This window comes from Mycobacterium sp. 852002-51057_SCH5723018 (assembly GCF_001667035.1).
In the GTDB taxonomy this organism is placed as follows: domain Bacteria; phylum Actinomycetota; class Actinomycetes; order Mycobacteriales; family Mycobacteriaceae; genus Mycobacterium.
Genome location: NZ_LZIR01000125.1, coordinates 1 through 21,132 on the forward strand (window position 1 = coordinate 1; position 21,132 = coordinate 21,132).

General features: G+C 65.7%; 22 protein-coding genes, 1 tRNA gene and 2 pseudogenes. 8 read left to right on the forward strand and 17 right to left on the reverse strand.

What is annotated here, in order from left to right; all coding sequences use genetic code 11:
• Positions 1-76, reverse strand: a pseudogene (locus tag A5764_RS30190) (hypothetical protein); the annotation flags it as partial.
• A gap of 506 nt (positions 77-582) precedes the next feature.
• On the opposite strand from A5764_RS30190, the gene A5764_RS25330 reads away from it, so the two are divergent.
• Positions 583-1,776 carry an aldose epimerase family protein gene (locus A5764_RS25330; RefSeq protein ID WP_067119038.1) on the forward strand — a complete coding sequence of 398 codons (1,194 nt, stop codon included), beginning with the start codon at positions 583-585 and terminating at the stop codon, positions 1,774-1,776.
• Positions 1,777-1,929: 153 nt separating this feature from the next.
• Here the strand turns inward: A5764_RS25330 and A5764_RS25335 are convergent, their stop codons facing one another.
• From A5764_RS25335 to A5764_RS25350, 5 genes are all read right to left on the reverse strand, one after another.
• Positions 1,930-2,838, reverse strand: coding sequence for an alpha/beta fold hydrolase (locus tag A5764_RS25335; RefSeq protein WP_067119041.1), 909 nt, complete (start codon positions 2,836-2,838; stop codon positions 1,930-1,932).
• An 83-nt stretch (positions 2,839-2,921) separates the two neighbouring features.
• Positions 2,922-3,026, reverse strand: coding sequence for a helix-turn-helix domain-containing protein (locus A5764_RS30195; RefSeq protein ID WP_156664885.1), 105 nt, complete (start codon positions 3,024-3,026; stop codon positions 2,922-2,924).
• 94 nt (positions 3,027-3,120) lie between these two features.
• Positions 3,121-3,978 (reverse strand): LLM class F420-dependent oxidoreductase, encoded by an 858-nt coding sequence (locus A5764_RS25340; RefSeq protein ID WP_231989818.1) that lies wholly within the window; start codon positions 3,976-3,978, stop codon positions 3,121-3,123.
• A 241-nt stretch (positions 3,979-4,219) separates the two neighbouring features.
• On the reverse strand, positions 4,220-5,500 hold the full coding sequence (locus tag A5764_RS25345; protein ID WP_067119045.1) for an aminopeptidase P family protein: 1,281 nt from the start codon (positions 5,498-5,500) through the stop codon (positions 4,220-4,222).
• A 98-nt stretch (positions 5,501-5,598) separates the two neighbouring features.
• The gene (locus A5764_RS25350; RefSeq protein ID WP_197501727.1) at positions 5,599-6,333 is read right to left on the reverse strand and encodes an SDR family NAD(P)-dependent oxidoreductase; all 735 of its coding nucleotides are present in this window, start codon (positions 6,331-6,333) and stop codon (positions 5,599-5,601) included.
• A 100-nt stretch (positions 6,334-6,433) separates the two neighbouring features.
• On the opposite strand from A5764_RS25350, the gene A5764_RS25355 reads away from it, so the two are divergent.
• The 5 genes from A5764_RS25355 to A5764_RS25375 all read left to right on the forward strand — a co-directional run bounded on the left by A5764_RS25355 (position 6,434) and on the right by A5764_RS25375 (position 11,002).
• On the forward strand, positions 6,434-7,279 hold the full coding sequence (locus tag A5764_RS25355; protein WP_067119048.1) for a helix-turn-helix transcriptional regulator: 846 nt from the start codon (positions 6,434-6,436) through the stop codon (positions 7,277-7,279).
• Between the two features lie 285 nt (positions 7,280-7,564).
• Positions 7,565-8,686 carry an IS481 family transposase gene (locus A5764_RS25360; RefSeq protein WP_067119051.1) on the forward strand — a complete coding sequence of 374 codons (1,122 nt, stop codon included), beginning with the start codon at positions 7,565-7,567 and terminating at the stop codon, positions 8,684-8,686.
• Positions 8,683-9,576, forward strand: coding sequence for a hypothetical protein (locus A5764_RS25365; RefSeq protein ID WP_067119054.1), 894 nt, complete (start codon positions 8,683-8,685; stop codon positions 9,574-9,576). Before A5764_RS25360 ends, A5764_RS25365 begins: the two co-directional genes overlap by 4 nt.
• Before the next feature lie 197 nt (positions 9,577-9,773).
• Positions 9,774-10,253: a hypothetical protein gene (locus A5764_RS25370; RefSeq protein ID WP_067119057.1), complete on the forward strand. Its 480-nt coding sequence runs from the start codon at positions 9,774-9,776 to the stop codon at positions 10,251-10,253.
• A 164-nt stretch (positions 10,254-10,417) separates the two neighbouring features.
• On the forward strand, positions 10,418-11,002 hold the full coding sequence (locus tag A5764_RS25375) for a recombinase family protein (protein WP_067119059.1): 585 nt from the start codon (positions 10,418-10,420) through the stop codon (positions 11,000-11,002).
• A 179-nt stretch (positions 11,003-11,181) separates the two neighbouring features.
• Here A5764_RS25375 and A5764_RS25380 read toward each other — a convergent pair whose 3' ends face one another.
• The 4 genes from A5764_RS25380 to A5764_RS25390 form a co-directional block, all read right to left on the reverse strand.
• Positions 11,182-11,385 carry a hypothetical protein gene (locus A5764_RS25380; RefSeq protein ID WP_067119062.1) on the reverse strand — a complete coding sequence of 68 codons (204 nt, stop codon included), beginning with the start codon at positions 11,383-11,385 and terminating at the stop codon, positions 11,182-11,184.
• A gap of 107 nt (positions 11,386-11,492) precedes the next feature.
• The gene (locus A5764_RS27895; protein ID WP_231989819.1) at positions 11,493-11,654 is read right to left on the reverse strand and encodes a hypothetical protein; all 162 of its coding nucleotides are present in this window, start codon (positions 11,652-11,654) and stop codon (positions 11,493-11,495) included.
• 58 nt (positions 11,655-11,712) lie between these two features.
• Complete coding sequence (locus tag A5764_RS25385) at positions 11,713-12,045, reverse strand: hypothetical protein (protein ID WP_156664880.1); 333 nt, start codon at positions 12,043-12,045, stop codon at positions 11,713-11,715.
• A 462-nt stretch (positions 12,046-12,507) separates the two neighbouring features.
• On the reverse strand, positions 12,508-13,827 hold the full coding sequence (locus A5764_RS25390) for an adenylate/guanylate cyclase domain-containing protein (RefSeq protein WP_067119069.1): 1,320 nt from the start codon (positions 13,825-13,827) through the stop codon (positions 12,508-12,510).
• A 105-nt stretch (positions 13,828-13,932) separates the two neighbouring features.
• Between A5764_RS25390 and A5764_RS30200 the strand changes: the two genes are divergently transcribed.
• On the forward strand, positions 13,933-14,391 hold the full coding sequence (locus A5764_RS30200; RefSeq protein WP_082951912.1) for an SRPBCC family protein: 459 nt from the start codon (positions 13,933-13,935) through the stop codon (positions 14,389-14,391).
• 223 nt (positions 14,392-14,614) lie between these two features.
• Here A5764_RS30200 and A5764_RS25395 read toward each other — a convergent pair.
• The 7 genes and pseudogenes from A5764_RS25395 to A5764_RS25425 all read right to left on the reverse strand — a co-directional run bounded on the left by A5764_RS25395 (position 14,615) and on the right by A5764_RS25425 (position 20,117).
• Positions 14,615-14,688 (reverse strand) — tRNA-Pro (locus A5764_RS25395).
• 175 nt (positions 14,689-14,863) lie between these two features.
• Positions 14,864-16,264, reverse strand: a complete 1,401-nt coding sequence (der, locus tag A5764_RS25400) for a ribosome biogenesis GTPase Der (RefSeq protein WP_067119073.1) — start codon at positions 16,262-16,264, stop codon at positions 14,864-14,866.
• Entirely contained in the window at positions 16,261-16,947 is a 687-nt protein-coding gene (gene cmk, locus A5764_RS25405) for a (d)CMP kinase (protein ID WP_067119076.1), read from the reverse strand. Before cmk ends, der begins: the two co-directional genes overlap by 4 nt.
• Positions 16,944-17,687 carry a pseudouridine synthase gene (locus A5764_RS25410; protein WP_067119079.1) on the reverse strand — a complete coding sequence of 248 codons (744 nt, stop codon included), beginning with the start codon at positions 17,685-17,687 and terminating at the stop codon, positions 16,944-16,946. Before A5764_RS25410 ends, cmk begins: the two co-directional genes overlap by 4 nt.
• Positions 17,687-18,382, reverse strand: a complete 696-nt coding sequence (scpB, locus tag A5764_RS25415) for an SMC-Scp complex subunit ScpB (RefSeq protein WP_067119153.1) — start codon at positions 18,380-18,382, stop codon at positions 17,687-17,689. The genes A5764_RS25410 and scpB overlap by 1 nt, the downstream gene beginning before the upstream one ends.
• Positions 18,380-19,257, reverse strand: a pseudogene (locus A5764_RS25420) (segregation/condensation protein A); the annotation flags it as partial. The gene scpB and the pseudogene A5764_RS25420, both read right to left, overlap by 3 nt.
• Positions 19,254-20,117: a ParA family protein gene (locus A5764_RS25425; protein ID WP_067119085.1), complete on the reverse strand. Its 864-nt coding sequence runs from the start codon at positions 20,115-20,117 to the stop codon at positions 19,254-19,256. The pseudogene A5764_RS25420 and the gene A5764_RS25425, both read right to left, overlap by 4 nt.
• Positions 20,118-20,353: 236 nt before the next feature.
• On the opposite strand from A5764_RS25425, the gene A5764_RS25430 reads away from it, so the two are divergent.
• Complete coding sequence (locus tag A5764_RS25430) at positions 20,354-21,106, forward strand: O-methyltransferase (protein WP_067119088.1); 753 nt, start codon at positions 20,354-20,356, stop codon at positions 21,104-21,106.
• The last annotated feature ends 26 nt before the right edge of the window (positions 21,107-21,132 follow it).

A 21,132-nucleotide genomic window follows, 5' to 3' on the forward strand; every position in this document is an offset into this window, starting at 1 on the left:
GCGACAGCGACGGCCCGGGCACGTCGACGCCCTGCCACAGCGACAGGGTGCCGACCAGCGAGGTGTCGGGGTCGGCGGGGCCGGCGGATACGGCAACGGCACTGGCGGAGCTGGCGGGTCCGGCGGTAGGGCCGGCGCGCTGCAGGGAGACGGAGGTGCGGGCGGCGAGGGCGGCGGCGGAGCGCCGACAGGTGGTGCCGGCGGCGACGGCGGCAACGGCATACTGATCGGCGACGGGGGCAACGGCGGCAACGGCGGGCTTGGACCGACGGCCGGCACCGGGGGCACCCCTGGAACGGGCGGCGCACCCGGGGTTCTGTTGGACGCAAACGGGATCGACGGGTTGACCGCGTGACCGGCTTTCTGGCCGACGCCTAACTCCCCGGTGCCAGCGGGGGCGAGCGACAGCGGCCGCGCCCGCTGCGCTGCCTGGCGGCTTCGGTAGCCGAGCGTCTGATCCACCACCCAAGACGTCACAGCAGGGCAGACACCATTTCTGTGGTCGGGCTGACAGCGGTCGAGCCGATCAAGAGCGGTAATACTTTCGCACGGGTGGGTTCGGTACGAGTGCGAGGAGCGCCCATGGGCGGCAAACTATTACTTCAGCTGATCGCCATCGCCGGTGTAGCGGCCTTGACGGCATGTAGCAGCACGACGACTAACTCCGCTACGGACAGTGGCATTGCATCGATACCCGCGGGGCCGCCCTCGATCACCAGCGAGCCGTTCGGTCAGGTGGGTGGGACCCCCGTGAGCCGCTACACGCTCACCTCCGGGCACGGCATGCGCGTTCGAATCCTGACCTACGGCGGGATCATTCAGTCGATCGAGGTCCCCGACCGCACCGGACATGTCGACGATGTGGTGCTGGGCTTTCCAACACTGGTCGACTACCTGAACAACTCCGGGCCCGCCAAGACCTATTTCGGCGCGATCATCGGCCGCTTTGGCAACCGGATCGCGGGGGGAGCTTTCTCGTTGGACGGCACGGAATATCACTTGCCGATCAACAATAACGGCAACAGCCTGCATGGCGGCACTGCGGGCTTCGATACGAAGGCGTGGCAGGCCAGTCAGCAGAACGGTAGCGCCAGCGTGAGCCTGAAGCTCCAATATGTCAGTCCCGCAGGTGATATGGGCTATCCCGGGACGCTGACGACCACTGTCACCTACACCCTGGACCCGAAGAACGAACTGCGCATCAACTACCACGCGACCACCGATGCGCCGACCGTCGTCAACCTGACCAATCACAGCTACTTCAACCTGGCAGGTGAGGACGCGCTCGACGTCTACGACCAGAAAATCACCATCGATGCCGACAACTACACGCCAACCGACCCCACACAGATCCCGACGGGGCAGATCGCCCCCGTGAAGGACACGCCGTTCGATTTCAAATCACCGACCGCGATCGGCGCGCATATCACCGCGAATGACCCGCAGCTGTTGCTGGCCCGGGGTTACGACCACAACTGGGTGATCAACCGCGGCAACAACACCGGGCTGGTGGAGGCGGCCAGGGCCGAGAGCCCGCAGACGGGGCGCACCCTGACCGTCTCCACAACCGAGCCCGGGGTGCAGTTCTACACGTCCAACTTCATTGACGGGTCCTTCACGGGCACCAGCGGGCATAGCTACCGGCAGGGCGCGGGATTCACCATCGAGACGCAGCATTACCCGGACTCGCCGAATCACCCGAATTTCCCAACCACCACGCTCAACCCGGGCCAAACCTACGATTCGACAACGGTTTTTGCCTTCGGCGCCCAATGAGCGCTGGCGCCCTTTCGGTCCTGCGGCACAGCTATTGCCGGGTCTTCGTCCGGGCGCTAATTGAATCCCGCTGTCTTGCACCGTGTCTCGAAGCTCGACGGCAACGCGTTCTTTGTCAGCGATGGGATGGGAGGGAAAGCCCGACAGGGGGACCTATTCGTTCAGTCGGGCGATTCGGTCGATGTGGGCGAGGAAGTGCGTCAATACCGCGTCGGGCGCCTCGAGTTGCGGCCAATGCCCGATGTCGTCGGCGAGCATCACCACATCGGGTTCCGGTATCACCTCGGCATAGCGGCGCGCCATGTGCGCACCGGAATTGGGGTCGACCGGCCCGTCGATCAACCGCATCGGAACCGCGGTCTGCCGCATGGCGCGCACCCACCGGTTGCGGCTCCTGTAGCGATCGTTGATGAACCGCCCGACCTTGTGCAGCACCCGGCGACCATCGTTGTAGTCCACGATCTGGTTGAACACGTCCATCATGTGCCGGGTCGGCTTGGTGTTCGGGCCGAACATCTCGCGCAGCGTCGGTTCCAGCAGCCGACGGGACAAAGGACTGCCCTGCACATGACTGAAGATCTCGCCCAATGGGGTGCCCGACATCAGCTTCTGCACCGCCCTGGGGGTGTAGGCCTCGATGAACATGCCTCCGTTGAGCCAGGTGATCGAGTCGATGCGCAGCGCGCCGTAGGCTTGCTGACCGAACTCGTGACGGGCCAACAGTTCCTGGCCCACGGAATCGCCGATGTCGTGGGCCAAAATGTGCGCGTTGTCGATATTCAGATGCGCCAGCAGCGCTTCGTGCATGTCGGCGTGGTCTGCCACCGAGTATTCGTAGGCTACGGGCTTTGCGGAGAATCCCATGCCCATCATGTCCGGTGTGATGACGGTGAACCGTTGCGACAGTTTTGGCCAGATCGGCTTCCAGTCGAAGGAATTGAACGGATAACCGTGGATCAGCAGCAGCGGAGGCCCGCTGCCCTCGACACGGTAGAAGATGTCGAAACCCAGGTAGTCGAAGGAGTGTCCCGAGGCCAGCCAGCGATTCAGTTCAGCATCCATACGGTCGTTCTCCTTCGGCTATGAGGGCGTCGCCGGATAGTTCACTTGCAAGCTACGCGTTCATCAATGATCCGCGATCGCCTCTACGTCCTGATCGCCTCGGCGGTGTTGCGTCGAAGCTCATGCGAGGTTGTCGACGGTGCGCGGCCGATGCTGGAGGCAATCTCGCGGACTGGCCTGACCCCGATCGGTTAAACCGAGGGGTATGAGAGTCTGGCGGCCCACGCTGTGGGCAGGAAGCCTCGACAAGATCATCGATCGCTGAGCGGTTCAGCAGGGCGCCTAGCGGGGCGGGGTCAGGCCCAACGGTTCGGTTAGCGCGGTGAGGGTGGGCATTGCGTTGGTCCAGCCGCCCAGGACATGCAGTGCGACGTGGTCGGCGCCGGCGTCGAGGTGCGCGGTCAGACGCGCGGCGGCCGCTTCGGGTGTGCCGTAGGCGATGACTGCGTCGGCGAGCCGGTCGCTGCCAGGTTTGGCGATGTCGTCGTCGCTGAAGCCCAGCCGCTTCAGATTGTTTTGGTAATTGCGCAGTCCGATGTTGATGTCGAAGGTTTCGCGGCCTAGGGCACGCGCATATGTGGCATCGGTGGTCACGATCACCTTGTGCTCTGGGGCGAGGAACGCCGAATCACCCATCACGGCGCGGGCTTGCCGTGTGTGTTCGGGGGTGACCAGGAACGGGTGCGCCCCGGCGCTGCGAACAGCGGCCAATTTGAGCACTTTGGGCCCGAGCGCAGCCAATACCCGCCGCTCGACCGGGACCTCAGCGCGGTCCAAGACGCCGAGATAGTCCACCAGCACTTCGTAAGGCGTGCGGTAGGTCGTCGCGAATTCGGGGTGCCCGATACCCACCCCGAGTAAGAACCGACCTGGGTAGGCCTTTTCGAGGCGATGGAAGGACTCGGCGATCTGCTCGGGCGGTGTGGTCCACATATTGACCACACCGGTGGCCACGTTCAGCGTTGTGGTTGCGGCGAGGATGGCCTCGACCGTTGTCAAGTCCCCCGACGGCGACCCTCCGACCCAAAGGGCGCCGTAGCCGAGCTTCTCGATCTCGGCGGCCTCGTGCGGCTGAACGTCATCGACGGTCCATACGCCGAACCGGCCGAATGCCGGCTTTCCCCAACGGGTGGTGGTCACGGTTGCTCCTTGCATTCGTCGTCGATGATCATGTTGGGCGTACCAATCGCACGGCGGCATAGGCCGTTCCGGTGATGACGGTGATGATCTGGGTGTAGTCGTCGTCGGTGAGCGTGAAGATGGGGCCCAACTCGACAGCGCAGTCCGGCGCCGAATGATTCCGCCGGCGTTGTCCAAATTTCCGGTACATCCCACTCGGCACAACTTGCGGACGTCGGCGGGCGGGCTGTCCGCCAGGGGACTACATCCGGGATGGCGTGGTCGTCCCTGCTGCCCGCAGGATCTGCGCTGTCGACGGGTTGAGTTCAATCGGGCCTTCGTCATCGACGATCACGGTGCCGCCGATGTAGGCCAGGTGTCGACCGAAGACGTAGTTGGGCTCTAGGGCAAAGGTCATCCCGGACTGGAGTTCCAGGTCGGCAGAGATGGTGGGGTGATCGGCCTCGGCAGGGTAGGCGTGGGCGCCGGCAATTCGCCGCAGCGCCTGTGCGGGGAAGCCGCTGAGCGCGATCGCGGGATTGAGCGCGTGTAGCGAGGGCCCGAACTCCCAACCGTCGGCCGCCTCCAGCGGTGTGCGCATTGCGTTGACGACATCGCCGAACGTGGCGCCGGCGCGCATCGCTAGCAGGGCCGCGTCGTAGGCCTGGCGAGCGACGGCGGCCGCGCGCTGCAGGTCGGCGTGAGGATCGCCGATAGTGATCGTGACCTGGTGCTGGGTGTGGCGCCCTGCGAGGTGGCAGAACACCTCGGCTGATATGACGTCACCGTCGTATAGGGTGCGGGGGGCTTGTGGGCGGTAGCTCCACGGCGGCAAGCCTCTGGCCAGTGGGTCGGGGCCCGAATAGAAATGCATGGCCGCAGGAGTTGTCCCGCGCGCATATCCCGCAGCCATTCCCGCCGCGTACACCTGGCTCTCCGAAACACCGGCAGCGGCGGTGTCCACCATGGCCTCCACCATGGCGTCGCCGATGCTCGCCGCGTGGCGGACAACCGCGATCTCTTCTTGGCTCAGCGCCATGATGGACCGAGACAGTGCCATGGCAACCGGCGTGAACTCCACGTCGGGGAACTGCTTGAGGATGTTGCTCCAGAGCCGGTACGGCACGATGCCCTCGGGGTGCCACGGCGGGTAGGCCTCCAGGCCGATGACGCCGATCGTTGCCTTTGCCAGCCCCAGTTCGGTGAGCGTGTCAGCGATGGCACGCGAGTCGCGAGACGCTCGAATGTTTTGTGGCCCAACCCAGATGATGTCGCCTCTACGCGCGGATTCGATCTGGTCCCTTGCGAACATCTCCATCGGAAACAGCGAGACCGGGTCGCCGTCACGGGGAAAGACAACTGTGGTGCCGGCCCTGCTGTTGGTGAACCAGGTGTCGTAGGCGAACGGTGCCGGGCCGGCGTCCTCGTGCTCGCCGAAGACGAGCAGCGCGTCGATGCCTTCGTGTTTCATGAAGGCGCGCGCCAGGTCCCATCGGCGGTCACGCTCGGCCATCGAGAATGTCGGCACTGCTACCCGACCCATGTCCTTCTCCTCACTGCTGTTCTCCGCGGTTCGATGACCGCAGAGGCGATTTCGGTATGCGATGGCGCAAAGCCATTGGTGTGGGCCGGGTCCCGTCATCACCAGGGGACGGCGCCGTTGCGGTGGCGGTACTGGCCGGTCTGCCCGGGAGAGGTGGTGGCGAGTTCGACGATGGCGTCGGTGCCCTCAGTGACCGTCTGGGTGCCCCGATGGCCGTTGAGGTCGGTGGCGGTGAAGCCGGGGTCAGCCGCGTTGAAGCGGACATCCGGGATGCCTTTGGCGTACTGGATGGTGACCATGTTCAGGGCCGCCTTCGACGGCGGGTACATCAGGTGGGCGAAGGACCCCTCGCCCCGGCTGGGGTCTTGCACGATCGTCATCGACCCCGAGCCGCTGGAGACCATCACGACTCGTGGATCGCGTCCGGCGCGCAGCAGGGACAGGAACGCCTGCGTGACCCGGACCGGGCCGATGACGTTGACGGCGAAGACAGGGATCAGGTGCTGGGGCAGCGTCTGCTCGGGGCCGATGACCTCGCCGGTGATCCCGGCGTTGTTGACCAGCACGTCGAGATGGTCGGTGTTTTCGCGGACAATTTCGACGGCCGCAGCGACCGACTCGTCGGAGGTGACGTCCAGTGGCACGAACATCACGTCCGCACCGCCAGCGGCGAGCCGCTCGGCGGCCTGGCGGCCGCGTACTTCCTCACGTGCGCCCAGGAAGACGCGCCAGCCGAGCTCACCAAGACGGCGGGCCGTCTCGTAGCCCAGGCCCTTGTTCGCGCCGGTGATCAGAACAGTGGTGGTGCTTGAGATGTCGCGTGGTTCGCTCATGCCTCGACGGTGCCGCGCCGCGGAAAACCTATCCAGAGACCTCTGAGGCTGGGACGGGCGGTACCAGGATGTCCGGTGCCGACGGGAGGAGACTGGACGTGTGGATCGTCTTGAGCTCGCCCGTGTACTTAAAGCCGCTCGGGCACGCATCATGCCCGAGGAGGTCGGGATGCTGGCTGGTCCTAGGAGGCGTGTCGTGGGCCTGCGCCGCGAGGAGGTGGCTCAACTCGCCGGGCTCAGCGTCGACTACGTGACCCGCCTCGAGCAGGGCCGCGGACCGCGGCCGTCCACCCAGGTGATCACGGCGCTGACTCGGGCGCTTCGGCTCGAGCGCGACGAACGCGACCAGGTCTTCCGCCTCGCCGGCAGCGCAGCGCCGCTGCCCGGACAGGTTGAGATGTCGATCCGGCCCAGCGTGCTGCGACTGCTCCAACGGCTGACCGACCTGCCCGTGCTGGTGCTTTCGGCCAAGGGCGACGTGCTGGCGCAGAACCCGATGGCCTGCGCGCTGCTCGGTGACTTGGGTCGCTGGCCCGAGGGCCAACGCAACATCATCTGGCAGCGGTTCCTGGGCGCCGGCGAAGCCCGCGTGGCGCTTAATCCGGAGCAGGACGAGGCATCGGCTCAGCAGTCGGTCGGGCTGCTACGCACCGCGCTCTCGCGCCACCCGTCCGACCCGGACCTACGTGCGCTGATCGAGGAGCTCATCACCGGGAGCCAGCGATTCCGCAGGATGTGGGAGGACGGACGCTCCACGGTGTTCCGATCGATGCAGAAGACGATCGACCACCCCGACTTCGGGCCCTTGGTCCTGGACTGCGACACGCTACTGCTGCCCGACACCGACCAATCCATGATCGTCTACTCCGCCGCCGCCGGCACGCGCGAGGCCTCAGCACTCGAAGTGCTGCGCGTCACGGGGACTGAACGCATGACCGTGCATTGAACGGTTACCGCACGGCGGCGCAAAGACTCGAACGCCCCAGCAAAATTGGCAGCATGCGCCGGCCTCGCTGCCACCCGGCCTACAAGCTGTAGGCCCCGGTGAGAAAGCGTGGTGCCGGGATTGGTGGTCCCAATCCCGAATAAAGTCGCGCCTCTAAACGTCTCGGGACACCCTGTCAACGTTGTCCCGAGACGTGACATGGTCGGGCTGACAGTGTGGTGTTTCAGGACATGCGAATAGGGTGTCTCAAGACATCGGAATAGGTGTGTCGGCCAGTTTCAGCTGGTGTCGAAGGCTCGTCTGGTCATCACCGCCGTCCTCATCGAGGGCCGTTCGCAGTCGCAGGTCGCCCGCGACTACGGGGTCTCCCAAGGATGGGTATCGCGGCTGCTCAAGCGCTACACACTCGAAGGCGAGGCCGCGTTCGAGCCCCGGACACGACGGCCCCACACCAGCCCGACGCGACTACCGCAGACCACCATCGAGCTGATCCTCGACATGCGCCGAACGCTGACCGGCAAAGGACTCGACGCCGGACCCCACACCATCGCCTGGCACCTCGAACACCACCACCAACTGCAAGTTTCGCCGGCCTCCATCAGCCGCCACCTCACCGCGGCCGGGCTCATCACACCCAGTCCCCACAAACGCCCGAAATCGTCCTACATCCGTTTTGCCGCCGAACAACCCAACGAACGCTGGCAAGCCGACTTCACCCACTGGTCCCTTGCCCAGGGCACCCACACCGAAATTCTGTGCTGGATCGACGATCACTCCCGCTACGCGCTGTCCGTCACCGCCCACCGCCGCATCACCGGACCCGTCGTTGTCAACGAATTCACCAAAACCGTTGCCAAACACGGCATCCCATACTCAACCTTGACCGACAACGGCATGGTCTTCACCACCCGATTCGCCGGCGGCAAAGGCGGACGCAACCAATACGAAGCCGAACTTCACCGCCTCGGCGTACGCCAAATCAACTCCACCCCCAACCACCCCACCACCTGCGGCAAAGTCGAAAGATTCCACCAAACCCTCAAACGCTGGCTCACCGGCCAACCCCGCCCCACAACCCTGGCTCAACTGCAAACCCAACTCGACGCCTTCGTCGACGAATACAACCACCGCCGACCCCACCGCGCCCTACCCCACCAAGCCACCCCAGCCACCAGCTACACCAGCCGGCCCAAAGCCGACCCCACAACCCGCATCGACACCCACAACCGAGTATGCACCGACCGCGTCAACCAAGCCGGATCTGTCACCTTGCGCGTCAACGGGCGCCTGCACCATATCGGCGTCGGCCGCATTCTCGGTTTTAGAGAAATGGTGCATCGCCCTGCTGGCGCAAGGGACGCCGTAAGGGTGCGGGCCGCGCCGCCCACTGCAATGCTCGATGTGTGACCTACGCCGAGAACATCGACGTCTTTGAGCACGGCATCGTCGTGTCCGACGGCGAGCGCCCGCCCTCCGGTCTGTCAATCATCGCAACGACCCGCCAGCCGATCTACAACTCCTACTCGCTCACGCTCATCGACCGCGACGGAACATCCCTCAACCAGCGAGCGGTTCACGCGCTCGAAGTGTTGGGGCCGCACGCTGTCGTCGACTACCACGAGGAGAGTGATGTCAGGTTCTTCCTCCGTGAGTCGCTGTACCACCTCAACAGTGTGATCGACATGTACGTCTGGGCCTGCCGAATTTTCAATGAGCACCACGGTTACCTTGAGGGCCCGCAGAGCGGCAATACCGGTGACTCTCGAGTTTTGTTCGAGATCGACGCTTATTTCGGCGCCGCGCGTCGCGTGTACGAGGCGATCTCGAAGGTGCTGTGGAAGCACTACCACCCGCGCGAGAGGAGTCGCTGGGACTCAATGCGCTCGGCCGCTAAAGCTATTGGGTCGGGCAACTCGAAGGTGCCGGCGCAGGTCGGCGATCTGGTAGTGGAGAGCTGGAACGCTCACGGGGTCAAGCTCGCGGACTATCGGAACTATGTCGCCCATACCGGTGCGCTGTCAGAGGGCGAGACGTGCTGGTTGCGTCGCTACGACCGACGTTGGGGCGCGTCGGTGATGTTGCTCGAAAGCCCCGAGAACAAGAAGCGGGTGCCGTTGAGACCCGACGTGGGGATAGATGCACTCGCATACTGCTACGACGTCGCTGTCCACCTGGTAAAGCTGTGTGAGCAGGTGGCCGCAGCGGATGTCGTCGCTGACTTTCTTTCGCACCCGCCGGGTTACGACGGCCGCCCGGCGTCGCCGCGCTGGGAGGCGGCTCGGGATACCTATCGGTGATCGCCAGTTCGGGTCCATCTGCACGCCCAACGCCCCGAACGCTCGGCGGCACCTGATCTCAACTTGCTGGCCGACTGACCACCGCACTGCAGACTGCCCGATAGCTCCTCGCGGGGTTGCTGTCTCGTTTGTAATGAAACGAGACAGCGGGCTCAGGCGTTAGCAACGTCCTTGAGTCGAGCCGAAGGAGATCACGCATGAGCATCACGCCCACCCCGCCACTGCGCCCCGGCTACGGCCCCAGCAGCCCCGACCAGGTGATCGCGCACGTGCACTCCGATGGACGGATGGCCGTCACACTGACCGAGGGCACCTGCCTGCAGGTGCCAGACCTGGACGAGTGGCAGCTTCTGGGCCGCGTACAGATGCGCAGCGACATGCCAAGCGAGCTCAAGATCAACGTGGTGGCGTACCACCGCCACACCGGACGACTAGCACGCTTTTACATGATCCGGCCGAAGCATCCCGATGGGCTTGATCCGCTGGACTACAGCTCCGATCCCGATAGCCTGCCTGGTTATACAGCCTGGAAGCAGCAGTGGGACCAGGAGAACGCCGCCGCGCGGTACGCGACCGATAAGCCGCTGTGGGACTTGGTATCCCGGCTACCCGAGATCACCGACGTGTTCATCGGCACCGTTAAGGATCTGCACAACAGCAACGAGGAGAACGCATGACCACCAACACTTCAATCAGCTCGACGTCTCAGATCTAGAGATATGAGACAGACCCGATGGGCGTGCTCCCCGATCGCTTAATCCCAGGTCGGGCTGTCTCATATCTTGTCTCACACTGCGTGTCTCAGATCTCGATTGTCGGTAGTGAGTGGGACAGTCAGGGTATGACCGCGATTCTGGGGTATGCCCGCGTCAGCACTACCGGCCAAGACCTCAGCGCCCAGCGTGACACGCTGGCCGTCGCCGGCGTCGACCCCGATCGGCTGTTTACCGATGAACTCTCTGGCGCCGTCGGGACGCAGCGGCCCGGTCTGGCCGCGCTACTCCACTACGCCCGGGCCGGCGACACCGTCGTGGTGGCCGCGATCGACCGCCTAGGACGGTCGGCGGCCGAAATCACCCGTACCATCGCCGACCTCGATAATCGCCGAATCTTGCTGCGCGCCTTGCGGGAAGGGATCGACACCGCCACCCCGACTGGGCGCGCGGTGGCGGGAATCATGGCCACTCTGGCTGAACTCGAATTCGAACTCGGCCGAGAACGCCGCGCCGCATCACGCGCGTCGCGCCGCGATCGCCAACTGCCAGCTACAAAGCCCTCCAAGCTCGGTCGCGAAAGGCAGGGCCAACTTCGGCGTCTGGCAGCTACAGGTGAGCCGGTTGCCGAGCTTGCCGCCGCTTTTGGGATCAGCCGGGCAACCGCCTATCGATATCTCACCAATCATGAAGAGGCGCAACAGGATGCCTGAACCAGCATGGACGCTGGGCATCGTGACCGGCGTTTTGTCGTACCGGTCGAACAGTTTCGTTTGAAAAACGGTGCGAGTGTCGATTTGGCATGAAGGCCCGTCTGCTGGCCGTAGCGTCTTGGTGGTCGGCACGCCGAACACGCCGAGACAGAGGATGTCCCGGCGTGTCCGTGCTGGCATTAACCGCGTTCGGTGACGGTGGCGCGGGCGTGGCGCGCGGCGGTGGCGGGTGCCACGTAGCGCCCGGTGACCGCGCTGCGGTAGTGGGTACCGGAGCTACGGTTGCGGCCGCTGCCACTTTCGGTGACGGTGGTTCGCGGGTTGCGCACCGCGGTGGATCGGCGGACGTACCGCCCTGTGATTGCGCTTCGGCTTCTGGCCATGGTGGGTGTTCTACTTTATGTGTTGAAGGGTTACTTCATAGCCCGGGTGATCCGCACTGTGCGGGACCGGGACACTCTGGTGGTAGAGCTGCGGAGTGCGAAGCGTATTACGCCGAGCGGCGTTGCAGCTCAGCGTTTTTGAGTTTGAGGAACTTGCGGCGTACGGTTTCACCCTCCCGGGTGGGGCGGCCGCACATGGTGGCGGCATCAGCCCAGGTGCGTGCTCCGTCGCAGAACCTGGCCATCACGATCTCTTCGATGGCGGACAAGGGGCCTAGCACTCGCTTGAGAGCCGGGTGCGTGGGTTCGACGTGACGATGTCGGGCACTAGCCTGTCTCCTCCGGCTGGCGGAACTCCTGCTGATTCGCGGCCTGCTGCAATCGGTGCCGATGCCAGCGAGTATCGGCTGCTCTCTTGGCTTTCAGTGATACCACCGACCTCGGCTGCTGCGGCTCCTCGGGCTTCTGCGCCTGCGCCAGCAGCTTGTGCAACTCGCGCTGCAACTGCCGGACCAGTCTGCTGGTCTGGGCCTCAATGAGCCGGATCTCCTGCGCCAGCTTCAACGCACGCGACGACCCGACATCCTCGCAGTCGCCCAGGGCGACTTCCAAGGCGGCGCGGCGGTGGGTGTCGCGGTCGATGGTGTCGAGGATCTCCACCTCGCCAGGCGACCATGCCACCTCGTGCCCTAGAACCTCACCGACACGGCGCAATTCACGATCCATCCGCGCCCGAAACTGCCTGCCAGGACTAGCCTTTGACCCGCTCATACGGCCTATCGTAACCCCTTGCGGCCCTTCGCAGTAGCGGCGCTGGCCCAGGCCCTACCGTTTTCGGGCTGCGTGCCGATCAGAATCGCCTGTTTCGGCCACGTGGCGCTGAGATCCCCAGGGACGGGGTTGTGCCGGGTGCCTGGATGGTGGCATGGTGCGCTGATCGGATGGTCGTGCGGGAGTGCCTGTCGTACTGGGGGATTGCGTGTCGGGATCGTGGTCAGTCGGGAGTGGCTGCGGGACAGTCCCTTTGACCATGCGGGATGGTGGTCAGCTTGGGATGGTGCAGTGTCGCGGGATGGTGACTATAAGGGACTGCATGAAAAAGCCCCTCTGGGCCAACATCGTTCACGAAGCGATGACGGCGAAGATATGCCACTCGCCTGGTACGCCTTTGAGTTGATGAGTGCCGCGATCCTCGAACTCAAGGCCTGACCCGATCACGAGGTCGCGCAATGTGCTGGACACCAGGACGTCGTTTGGTCCGGCCAATGAACTCACACGTGCGCCAATGTGTACGGCAATCCCTCCGATGTCGTCGCCGCGGATCTCGCATTCGCCGGTGTGCAACCCGGCACGCACCTCGATGCCAAGCGTATGCACGGCGTCGCGAATTGCCATCGCGCAGCGGATCGCTCGCTGAGGACCGTCAAACATCGCGAGAAAACCGTCCCCCGACGAGTTCACCTCGCGGCCCCGAAAGCGATTGAGTTGTACGCGGACGACGGCGTCGTGCGCATCAAGCAAGGCATGCCAGTCGCGGTCACCCATCTCCGCCGCCCGACGCGTCGAATCCACGATGTCGGTGAACAGCACCGTCGCCAGCACTCGATCGTCGGCCACATCGGCCTGCTGGCCGGTGAGGAACTCCGCGATCTCTTGGAACGACGGGCGCCAAGGTTCCACGCAGTGGAGCAGGTTGCGCCCTGGCAGCTCGACGTACTTCGCATCGGGTATGTCGTCCGCGATCTGTTTGCCCTGCGCAGGGGGGATGATCGGGTCGTCGGTGTGGTGGACGACGAGAGTGGGCACCCGGATACTCGGAAGCAGCGCCTGCACGTCCATTTCGGCCACCAGAGCCTGCATGAGGGCAACGGTCGCTGGGCTCGCCGCCATGCGATCATGTCGGGCCCAGGTTGCGCGTATCTCCTCGTTCCACGGCATGTCCGGATTGACCACATGGTTCATCTCTCCCGTGCCCCACGCGGCGACCACGGCGGCGAGGAGTTCCTCGGAATTGACGCCATCACTGCGTTCAGCGATCGGATTGGCGTAGCCCTCCAGCGCCACGAGCGCGGTGGTGCGAGACGGATGTGTTGCCGCGAATAGCGCTCCTGTCGCGAACGCGCCGGTGCTCGCGAGGAGGACCGCTTCGCGACTCCCGAGATCGTCCAACACGGCGGTGATGCTGTCGGCCCATTGCTCCAAGGTCGGCAGTGCGCCCGCTATGACCGGATCGGACGCTCCTGTGCCCGGTTGGTCGAAGAAGATCAGCCGACCCAGCGACGTCATCGCTTCGACCCACCCTTGAAGGGACGGTAGCTCCGGAAAATGCTCGCAGCAGGTGAACCAGTTCGCGACGACCACGATGTCGCGCAGGCCTTCACGCGACGCGCGATAGGCGACGCGCAAGTCCCCGTTCATCGCATAGCGCGTCTCCGAGAACACGGCAGCAGTCTAGGCCCCAGCAGCTAGGGGGAACTATGTTCTCGATGCAACTTTTCATCAAAATTCGCGGTGTAACGCGGACTGCCTAAAGTAGTTTCTTGCGTTATGCCCGCCTCGGTGTCAATCAGGGTTGAACAGCCGTCGACGGCGACACCCTCATCGGTTTACGACGCCCTAATGGACCTCGATCGCTGGCCGGAGTTTCTACCAGGCGTACGAGCAGCTTCATGGGAAGTGCAAGGAGCACCAGACACTGGAGTAGGTGGCATCCGAAGGATGCGCCTCGCCTCCCAGCCCGTGGGCGTGACCCGCGATCACATCGTCGAGGGAACGAGACCGCACCACCATGCATACGTCGCAGCGTTCCCGTGGTACGTGCCCCTCAAGCACTACCGAGGCGACATTCGTATCGAAGACAAACCAAATGGGTCTCTCATCGTATGGACGGTGTCCTGCACGTCTCGAATCCGAGGCCTACGGAACCTCGATCAAACGCTCGAACGAAGCTATGCGCGGTTAGCGGCAGCACTGGCACAAGAAGCCGAGCGCACTGCGATTCGGTAGACAACAGGGCGGTCAGGCGCCATGTCAGCCTCGCCTCGTCAGCGGCGTTGACCCGTTACCTGTCGGCGCGCCGACGCCGATCTGCGTCAGGTGGTAGGAGCCCTGGGCTGACCACGAAGGGGCTGGCTGGTGCTGGCAGGCGCTACAGAAGATCACACGGAGATCGCACGGGCAGGTGACCCGAAACCGTTAAAAAGGGCATTTGACCAGGCAATTCATCGCGTCGGGCTGACAGGATTTGAACCTGCGACCACTTGACCCCCAGTCAAGTGCGCTACCAAACTGCGCCACAGCCCGGATGCCGCCGGGATCACCGGCAGCAGGTCGACAGCCTACCGCAGACAACCGCTCACCCCGTCACGGCGTCGCGGAGCGTTGGAGTGTGTGCTCGTGGCTTTGCGCGTGTACGGAGGGCGGCAAAATCGCCGGATTCCCGCCGTGAGTTCCCACGCGAATGCTTGAGTGCACACGCTCAGCGGCGCTTGGCCCCGCGCTTTTCGCGCACCCGGACGTTGATCCGGATCGGGCTGCCCTCGAAGCCGAACGTTTCGCGCAGCCGGCGTTCTAGGAAGCGCCGGTAACCGGCCTCCAGGAAACCGGTGGTGAACAGCACGAACGTCGGCGGCCGGGCGGTGGCCTGGGTGGCGAACAGGATCCGCGGCTGCTTGCCCCCGCGCACCGGGGGCGGCGTGGCCGCCACGATTTCCTTGATCCAGGTGTTCAGCGGGCCGGTCGCGATCCGCGCGTCCCACGACGCGAGCGCGGTCTCCATCGCGGGCACCAGCTTCTGCACCGCGCGGCCGGTCTTGGCGGCGATGTTGACCCGCTGCGCCCAGCGCAGCTGCGCCAGCTCGCGGTCGATTTCACGCTCGAGCAGCTCGCGCCGGTCCTCGTCGACCAGGTCCCACTTGTTAAAGGCCAGCACCAGCGCCCGGCCGGCCTCGATCACCATCGACAGCACCCGCTGGTCCTGTTCGGTCAGCTGCTGCGACGCGTCGATCAGCACGATCACCACCTCGGCCGCGTCGATGGCCGAATGCGTACGCACCGAGGCGTAGAACTCGTGGCCGCTGGCCTGCCCGACCTTGCGCCGCAACCCCGCGGTGTCGACGAACCGCCACACCTTGCCGCCCAGCTCGATGAGCGAGTCGACGGGATCCACCGTGGTCCCGGCGACCTCGTGCACCACCGAACGTTGGTCTCCCGCAAGCTTGTTCAGCAGCGAACTCTTGCCCACGTTCGGCTTGCCGACCAGCGCCACCCGCCGGGGGCCGCCGGGCGCCGGTGCCGCTTCGGACACCTTGGGCAGCACGGTCAGCACCTCGTCGAGCAGGTCGGCGACGCCGCGGCCGTGCATCGCGCTGATCGCGTGCGGCTCCCCGAGCCCCAGCGACCACAGCTCGGCCGCGTCGGCCTCGCCCTTGTCGCTGTCAACCTTGTTGGCGGCCAGGAAGACTGGCTTTCCGGAGCGGAGCAGGATGCGGGCGGCGGCCTCGACGGCGGCGGTGGCGCCGACGGTGGCGTCGACGACGAGGATCACCGCGTCGGCGGTGCGCATGGCCACCGACGCCTGCTCGGCCACCAGCTGCTGCAGACCCTTGGCGTCGGGCTCCCATCCCCCGGTGTCCTGCACGACGAACCGGCGTCCGGTCCACAGCGCGTCGTAGGACACCCGGTCCCGTGTCACGCCGGGAACGTCCTGCACCACCGCTTCGCGCCGGCCCAGGATGCGATTGACCAGCGTCGACTTGCCGACGTTTGGGCGGCCCACCACCGCGACCACCGGCGCCGGTCCCGCCTCGGCGGCGTCCTGCAGGCCGGAATCGGCGAGATCCCAGTCGCTTTCGTCGGCCCAGGTGCCGTCCTGAGTCACCGCACCGCCCCGCTTCGCTGCTCGACCAACTCCAGCAGGTGGGCGATCACCTGCGCCTCGGTCATGTCGCTGGTGTCGACGACGACCGCGTCGTCGGCCGCGCGCAGCGGCGACACCGGCCGGGTGGAATCGAGGTGGTCGCGGCGGCGCACGTCGGCCAGCACGCCGTCATAGTCGTCGGCCAGACCCGACGCGACGTTCTGGTCGTTGCGGCGGCGGGCCCGGGTCTCGGCCGACGCGGTCAGGAAGATCTTCACCGGCGCGTCGGGCAAGACCACCGTTCCGATGTCCCTGCCCTCGACGACGACGCTGCCCGGGCCGCCGGCCATGGCGCGTTGCAGCCCGACCAGCCGGGTGCGCACGTCGGGAACCGAGGACACCGCCGAAACGGCCCGGGTGACCTCGTCGCCGCGGATCTCTGTCGAAACGTCCTCTCCTTCAAGGTAACCCCGCTCGTCGTCGGGCTCGTAGCTCACCGACATTTGCACCTTCGACGCGATCTGCCCGACGGCATCGGCATCGCCCGGGTCCACCCCGGCGCGCAGGACGGCCAGCGTCACGATCCGGTACATCGCCCCGGTGTCCAGGTAGCGGGCCCCCAGGGCGCGCGCCAATCCCCGTGACACCGAGGACTTTCCGGTACCGGCCGGGCCGTCGATGGCGACCACGACACCCGAGTTCACAGGCCCACCGCTTTGTAGAGTTGGCCGATCTCGCCACGGCTCAAGGCCCGGATGCTGCCCGGGCGCTGCTCGCCCAACGACACCGCACCGATGTCGGTGCGCACCAGCGCCTCCACCGGGTAGCCGGCGGACGCCAGCAGCCGGCGCACGATGCGGTTGCGTCCCTCGTGTAATGTCAAGCGCACCAACGTCTTCCCCGGAATGGCGTCGACCACGGCGAAGTCGTCGATCCGGGCCGGCCCGTCGTCCAGCTCGATTCCGGCGCGGAGCTTCTTGCCCAGCCCGCGCGGCACCGACCCGGCCACGGTCGCCAGATACGTCTTGGGCACCTCGTGCGAGGGGTGCATCAACCGGTGCGCCAGCTCGCCGTCGTTGGTCAGCAGGATCAGCCCCTCGGTGTCGGCGTCCAGGCGCCCGACGTGAAAGAGGTTCTTGTTGCCGCGCACCCGGCGCTCGATCAGGTCGCCGATGCAAGGCCGGCCGTGATCGTCGGACATGGTGGAGTGCATGCCGCGCGGCTTGTTCAGGGCGAGGTAGACGAGCGAGTCGTCGACGACCACCCTCGCGCCGTCGACGCGGATCACCGAGGCGTCCGGGTCGACCCGGGTCCCCAGCTCGGTCACCACCTGCCCGTCCACCTCGACGCGGCCGTCGATGATCAACTTCTCGGCGGCCCGCCGCGACGCAATTCCGGCCTGGGACAACACCTTTTGCAGCCGGATCCCTTGAGTTTCGACCATCAATCCCGGTCCACGTCGAACGACAGCGCCTGCTCGGGCGCCGCGCCGCCCGATAGCTTGATGAAACGCGGCTCGCTGTCCAGGGATTCGCTCAGGTCCTCGATCGTGTCGACGTCGGGGAGCAGCGGTGCGATGTCGGGAAGGTCGGCCAGCGACGTCAGGCCCAGGCGTTCCAGGAACAGCTCTGTGGTGGCGAACGTCGTCGCGCCCGTGTCCTCGTCGACGCCGGCCTCGGTGATCAGGCCGCGCGCCAGCAGGGTGCGCATGACGGCGTCGACGTTGACGCCGCGCACCGCGCTCACCCGCGCCCGCGTGACCGGCTGGCGGTAGGCCACCACGGCCAGCGTCTCCAGCGCGGCCCGAGTCAGCTTGGACCGCGCGCCGTCCAGCAGCAGCTTCTCCACGTAGGGCGCGAACCGGGCCCGGGTGTACATCCGCCAGCCCTCGCTGGTTTGCCGCAGGTCGATGCCGCTGTCGCGCTCGGTGAGCTCGTCAGCCATCTGCTGCAATTTGGTGGTGACGCGGTAGACGGGCTGCTGTGTGACCGCGGCCAGCGCCTCGACAGTGACGGGGGTGTCGACCACCAGCAACAGCGCCTCCAGCACCGAGCCGAGCTCGTCGGCGTCCATCGGCGTCGCCTCGGCGATGTCCGGGATGCCTGAGCCCAGGTCGATCTCGGGCAGTTCTTCCGTCAAGCGCCGCTCCTCTTCATCGCTGCGCTCTGCATCGTCACCGGCGGCTGTCATTCGTCCCGCACTTCTACCAAGGCTTCGCTGGTCGGGCGTTCCCCGGTCCACGAAATTTGGAGCACGCCAAGCGGCTCCGACTGGTCGAATGCTACCGTCCGGGTCCGATACAGCTCGAGCAGCGCCAGGAAGCGCCCGACCACCTCCATCGGCGCCTCACAGTCAGCGACCAGCTCGGAAAAGGTGGCCCACTGGCCGCTGCCCCGAGCCTCGAGGATCGCCATCAGCTTTCCGGCCTGCTCGGGAACCGAAACCATCAGGTCATGCAAATGCCCAGTGGCCACCGTCGGGACCGGCCGCGGCGTGAACGCGACCGCGGCGATCTCGGCGAACCGCTCGGCGTCCACGCCGAGCATCACCTCGGGCAGCAGCTCGGTGAACCGCTCCTCCAGCGACACCGCGCGCGGGTAGCTGCGCAGCGCGGCGGCCTCCAGTTCGGCGAACATCTCGGCGACGTGCCTGAACGCCCGGTACTGCAGCAGCCGGGCGAACAGCAGGTCGCGCACCTCCAGCAGCGCCAGGTCTTCCTCGTCGTCGACCTGCCCGGCCGGCAGCAGCCGGGCGGCCTTGAGGTCGAGCAGCGTCGCGGCGATCACCAGAAACGCGGTGGTCTCCTCCAGGCCCAGCTGCGAACCGATCTCGCGGGTGTAGGCGATGAAGTCGTCGGTGACCTGATGCAGCGCCACCTCGGTCACATCGAGGCGGTGGGCGAAGATCAGCTGCAGCAGCAGATCGAACGGCCCCTCGAAGTTGGTGAGCCGGACCTGAAAGCCGTTCCTGGGTGGCGCCTCACCGTTCACCCCTCCAGTCTGCAGGCCGGTCACGCGCCGAATCGGTGGATGAACTCGCGGGCCAACGCGCGATAGGCGATGGCACCCTGCGATCTGGGCGCCCAGGTGGTGATGGGTTCGCCGGCCACGCTGGTCTCCGGGAATCGGACCGTCCGGGTGATGACGGTGTCGAACACAAGGTCACCGAATCGCCCCACGACGCGGGCCATCACCTCGCGCGCGTTGACGGTGCGCGGGTCGTAGCGGGTGAGCAGGATGCCGCTGATTTCCAGCTTCGGATTGAGCCGGTCGCGGACCTTGTCGACGGTGTCGGTGAGCAGCGCCAGGCCGCGCAGCGAGAAGAACTCGCACTCGGTGGGGATGACGACGCCGTCCGAGCAGGCCAGGCCGTTGACGGTGAGCAGGCCCAGCGACGGCTGGCAGTCGATGAGCACGTAGTCGTAGCGGTCCAGCACCGGATGCAGCGCCCGGCCCAACGTCTGCTCGCGGCCCACCTCGTTGACGAGCTGGATTTCGGCGGCCGACAGGTCGATGTTGCTCGGCACCAGGTCCATGTGCTTGATCCGGGTGGAGATCAGCACGTCATCGATCGACACCCGCGGCTCGACCAGCACGTTGTGGATGGTCTTCTCCAGCTCGTAGTGCGGAACGCCCAGGCCGGCGGACAGCGCGCCCTGCGGGTCCATGTCGACCAGCAGTACCCGCCTGCCGTACTCGGCGAGCGCGGCGCCCAGGTTGATCGTCGACGTGGTTTTCCCGACGCCGCCCTTCTGGTTGCACATCGCCACGACCTTGGCCGGGCCGTGGGAGGTGCGCGGCTCCGGCTCGGGGATCGCCCGCGGGGGGCGTCCCGTCAAGCCGATCTCGACGCCGCTGTCCGGGTGCTCGGTCATGCCCGGCGTGTTCGGGTGGTGAACATCGCTGGAAAGTCTAACGGCTTGGCGCGCCTGGGCCGGGCGACCCGCAGGCAATTTACCAGCCAATATGGGCAAAACTCGCAGATAGGACACCGCGCCGCCCGAGGAGTTAACTTCAGTCACACCAGCACCATTGGCAGGGGCACGAGTGAACCGCAAAAGTGCTCTCGCATGAGCTAGCGGTGCTGCGGCCGGGACTATCGTGGGCTGCTATGGACCTCAAGCGACGCCTGCCCATGCTGCGGTGGTCGGCCTGGCGGATGGCGGTCGCGACGCGCAACATCACCACGACGGGCCAGATCGGCGACGGGCGCGAAGCCGCCGCCGTCGAATACGTCCTCCAAAACGCCCGGGCCGGCGACGTCGACGACGTGCTGGCCACCATCGACAAGTTCGCCTACGAGAAGTCGATTTTGATCAGCGTCGGCGACGAGAAGGGCCAACTGCTCGACGCCGCGGTGCGCCGCGCCGACCCTGCCGTCGCGGTCGAGCTGGGCACCTACTGCGGCTACGGCGCGCTGCGGATCGCCCGCGCCGCTCCCAACGCCAAGGTGTACTCGGTCGAACTCGCTGAGGCCAACGCCATCAACGCCCGCCAGATTTGGGAGCACGCCGGTGTGGCCGACCGGGTGACGTGTGTGGTCGGAACCGTCGGCGACGGTGGCCGCACCCTCGACCGGCTGGCGTCTGAGTACGGATTTGCCGACGGCACAGTCGATTTCGTATTCATCGACCATGACAAGGACGCCTACCTCGACGACCTGCAGAGCATCATGGACGGGGGCTGGCTGCATCCGGGCACGATCGTGGTCGCCGACAACGTCAGGGTGCCCGGAGCGCCGAAGTACCGCGAGTACATGCGCCGCCAGCAGGGCAAGCTGTGGAACACCGTCGAGCACAAGGCTCATCTGGAATATCAGTCGCTGGTGTCCGATTTGGTCCTGGAGTCCGAATACTTGGGCTGAACCTGGCGCCGAGCGTCGACTTGTTG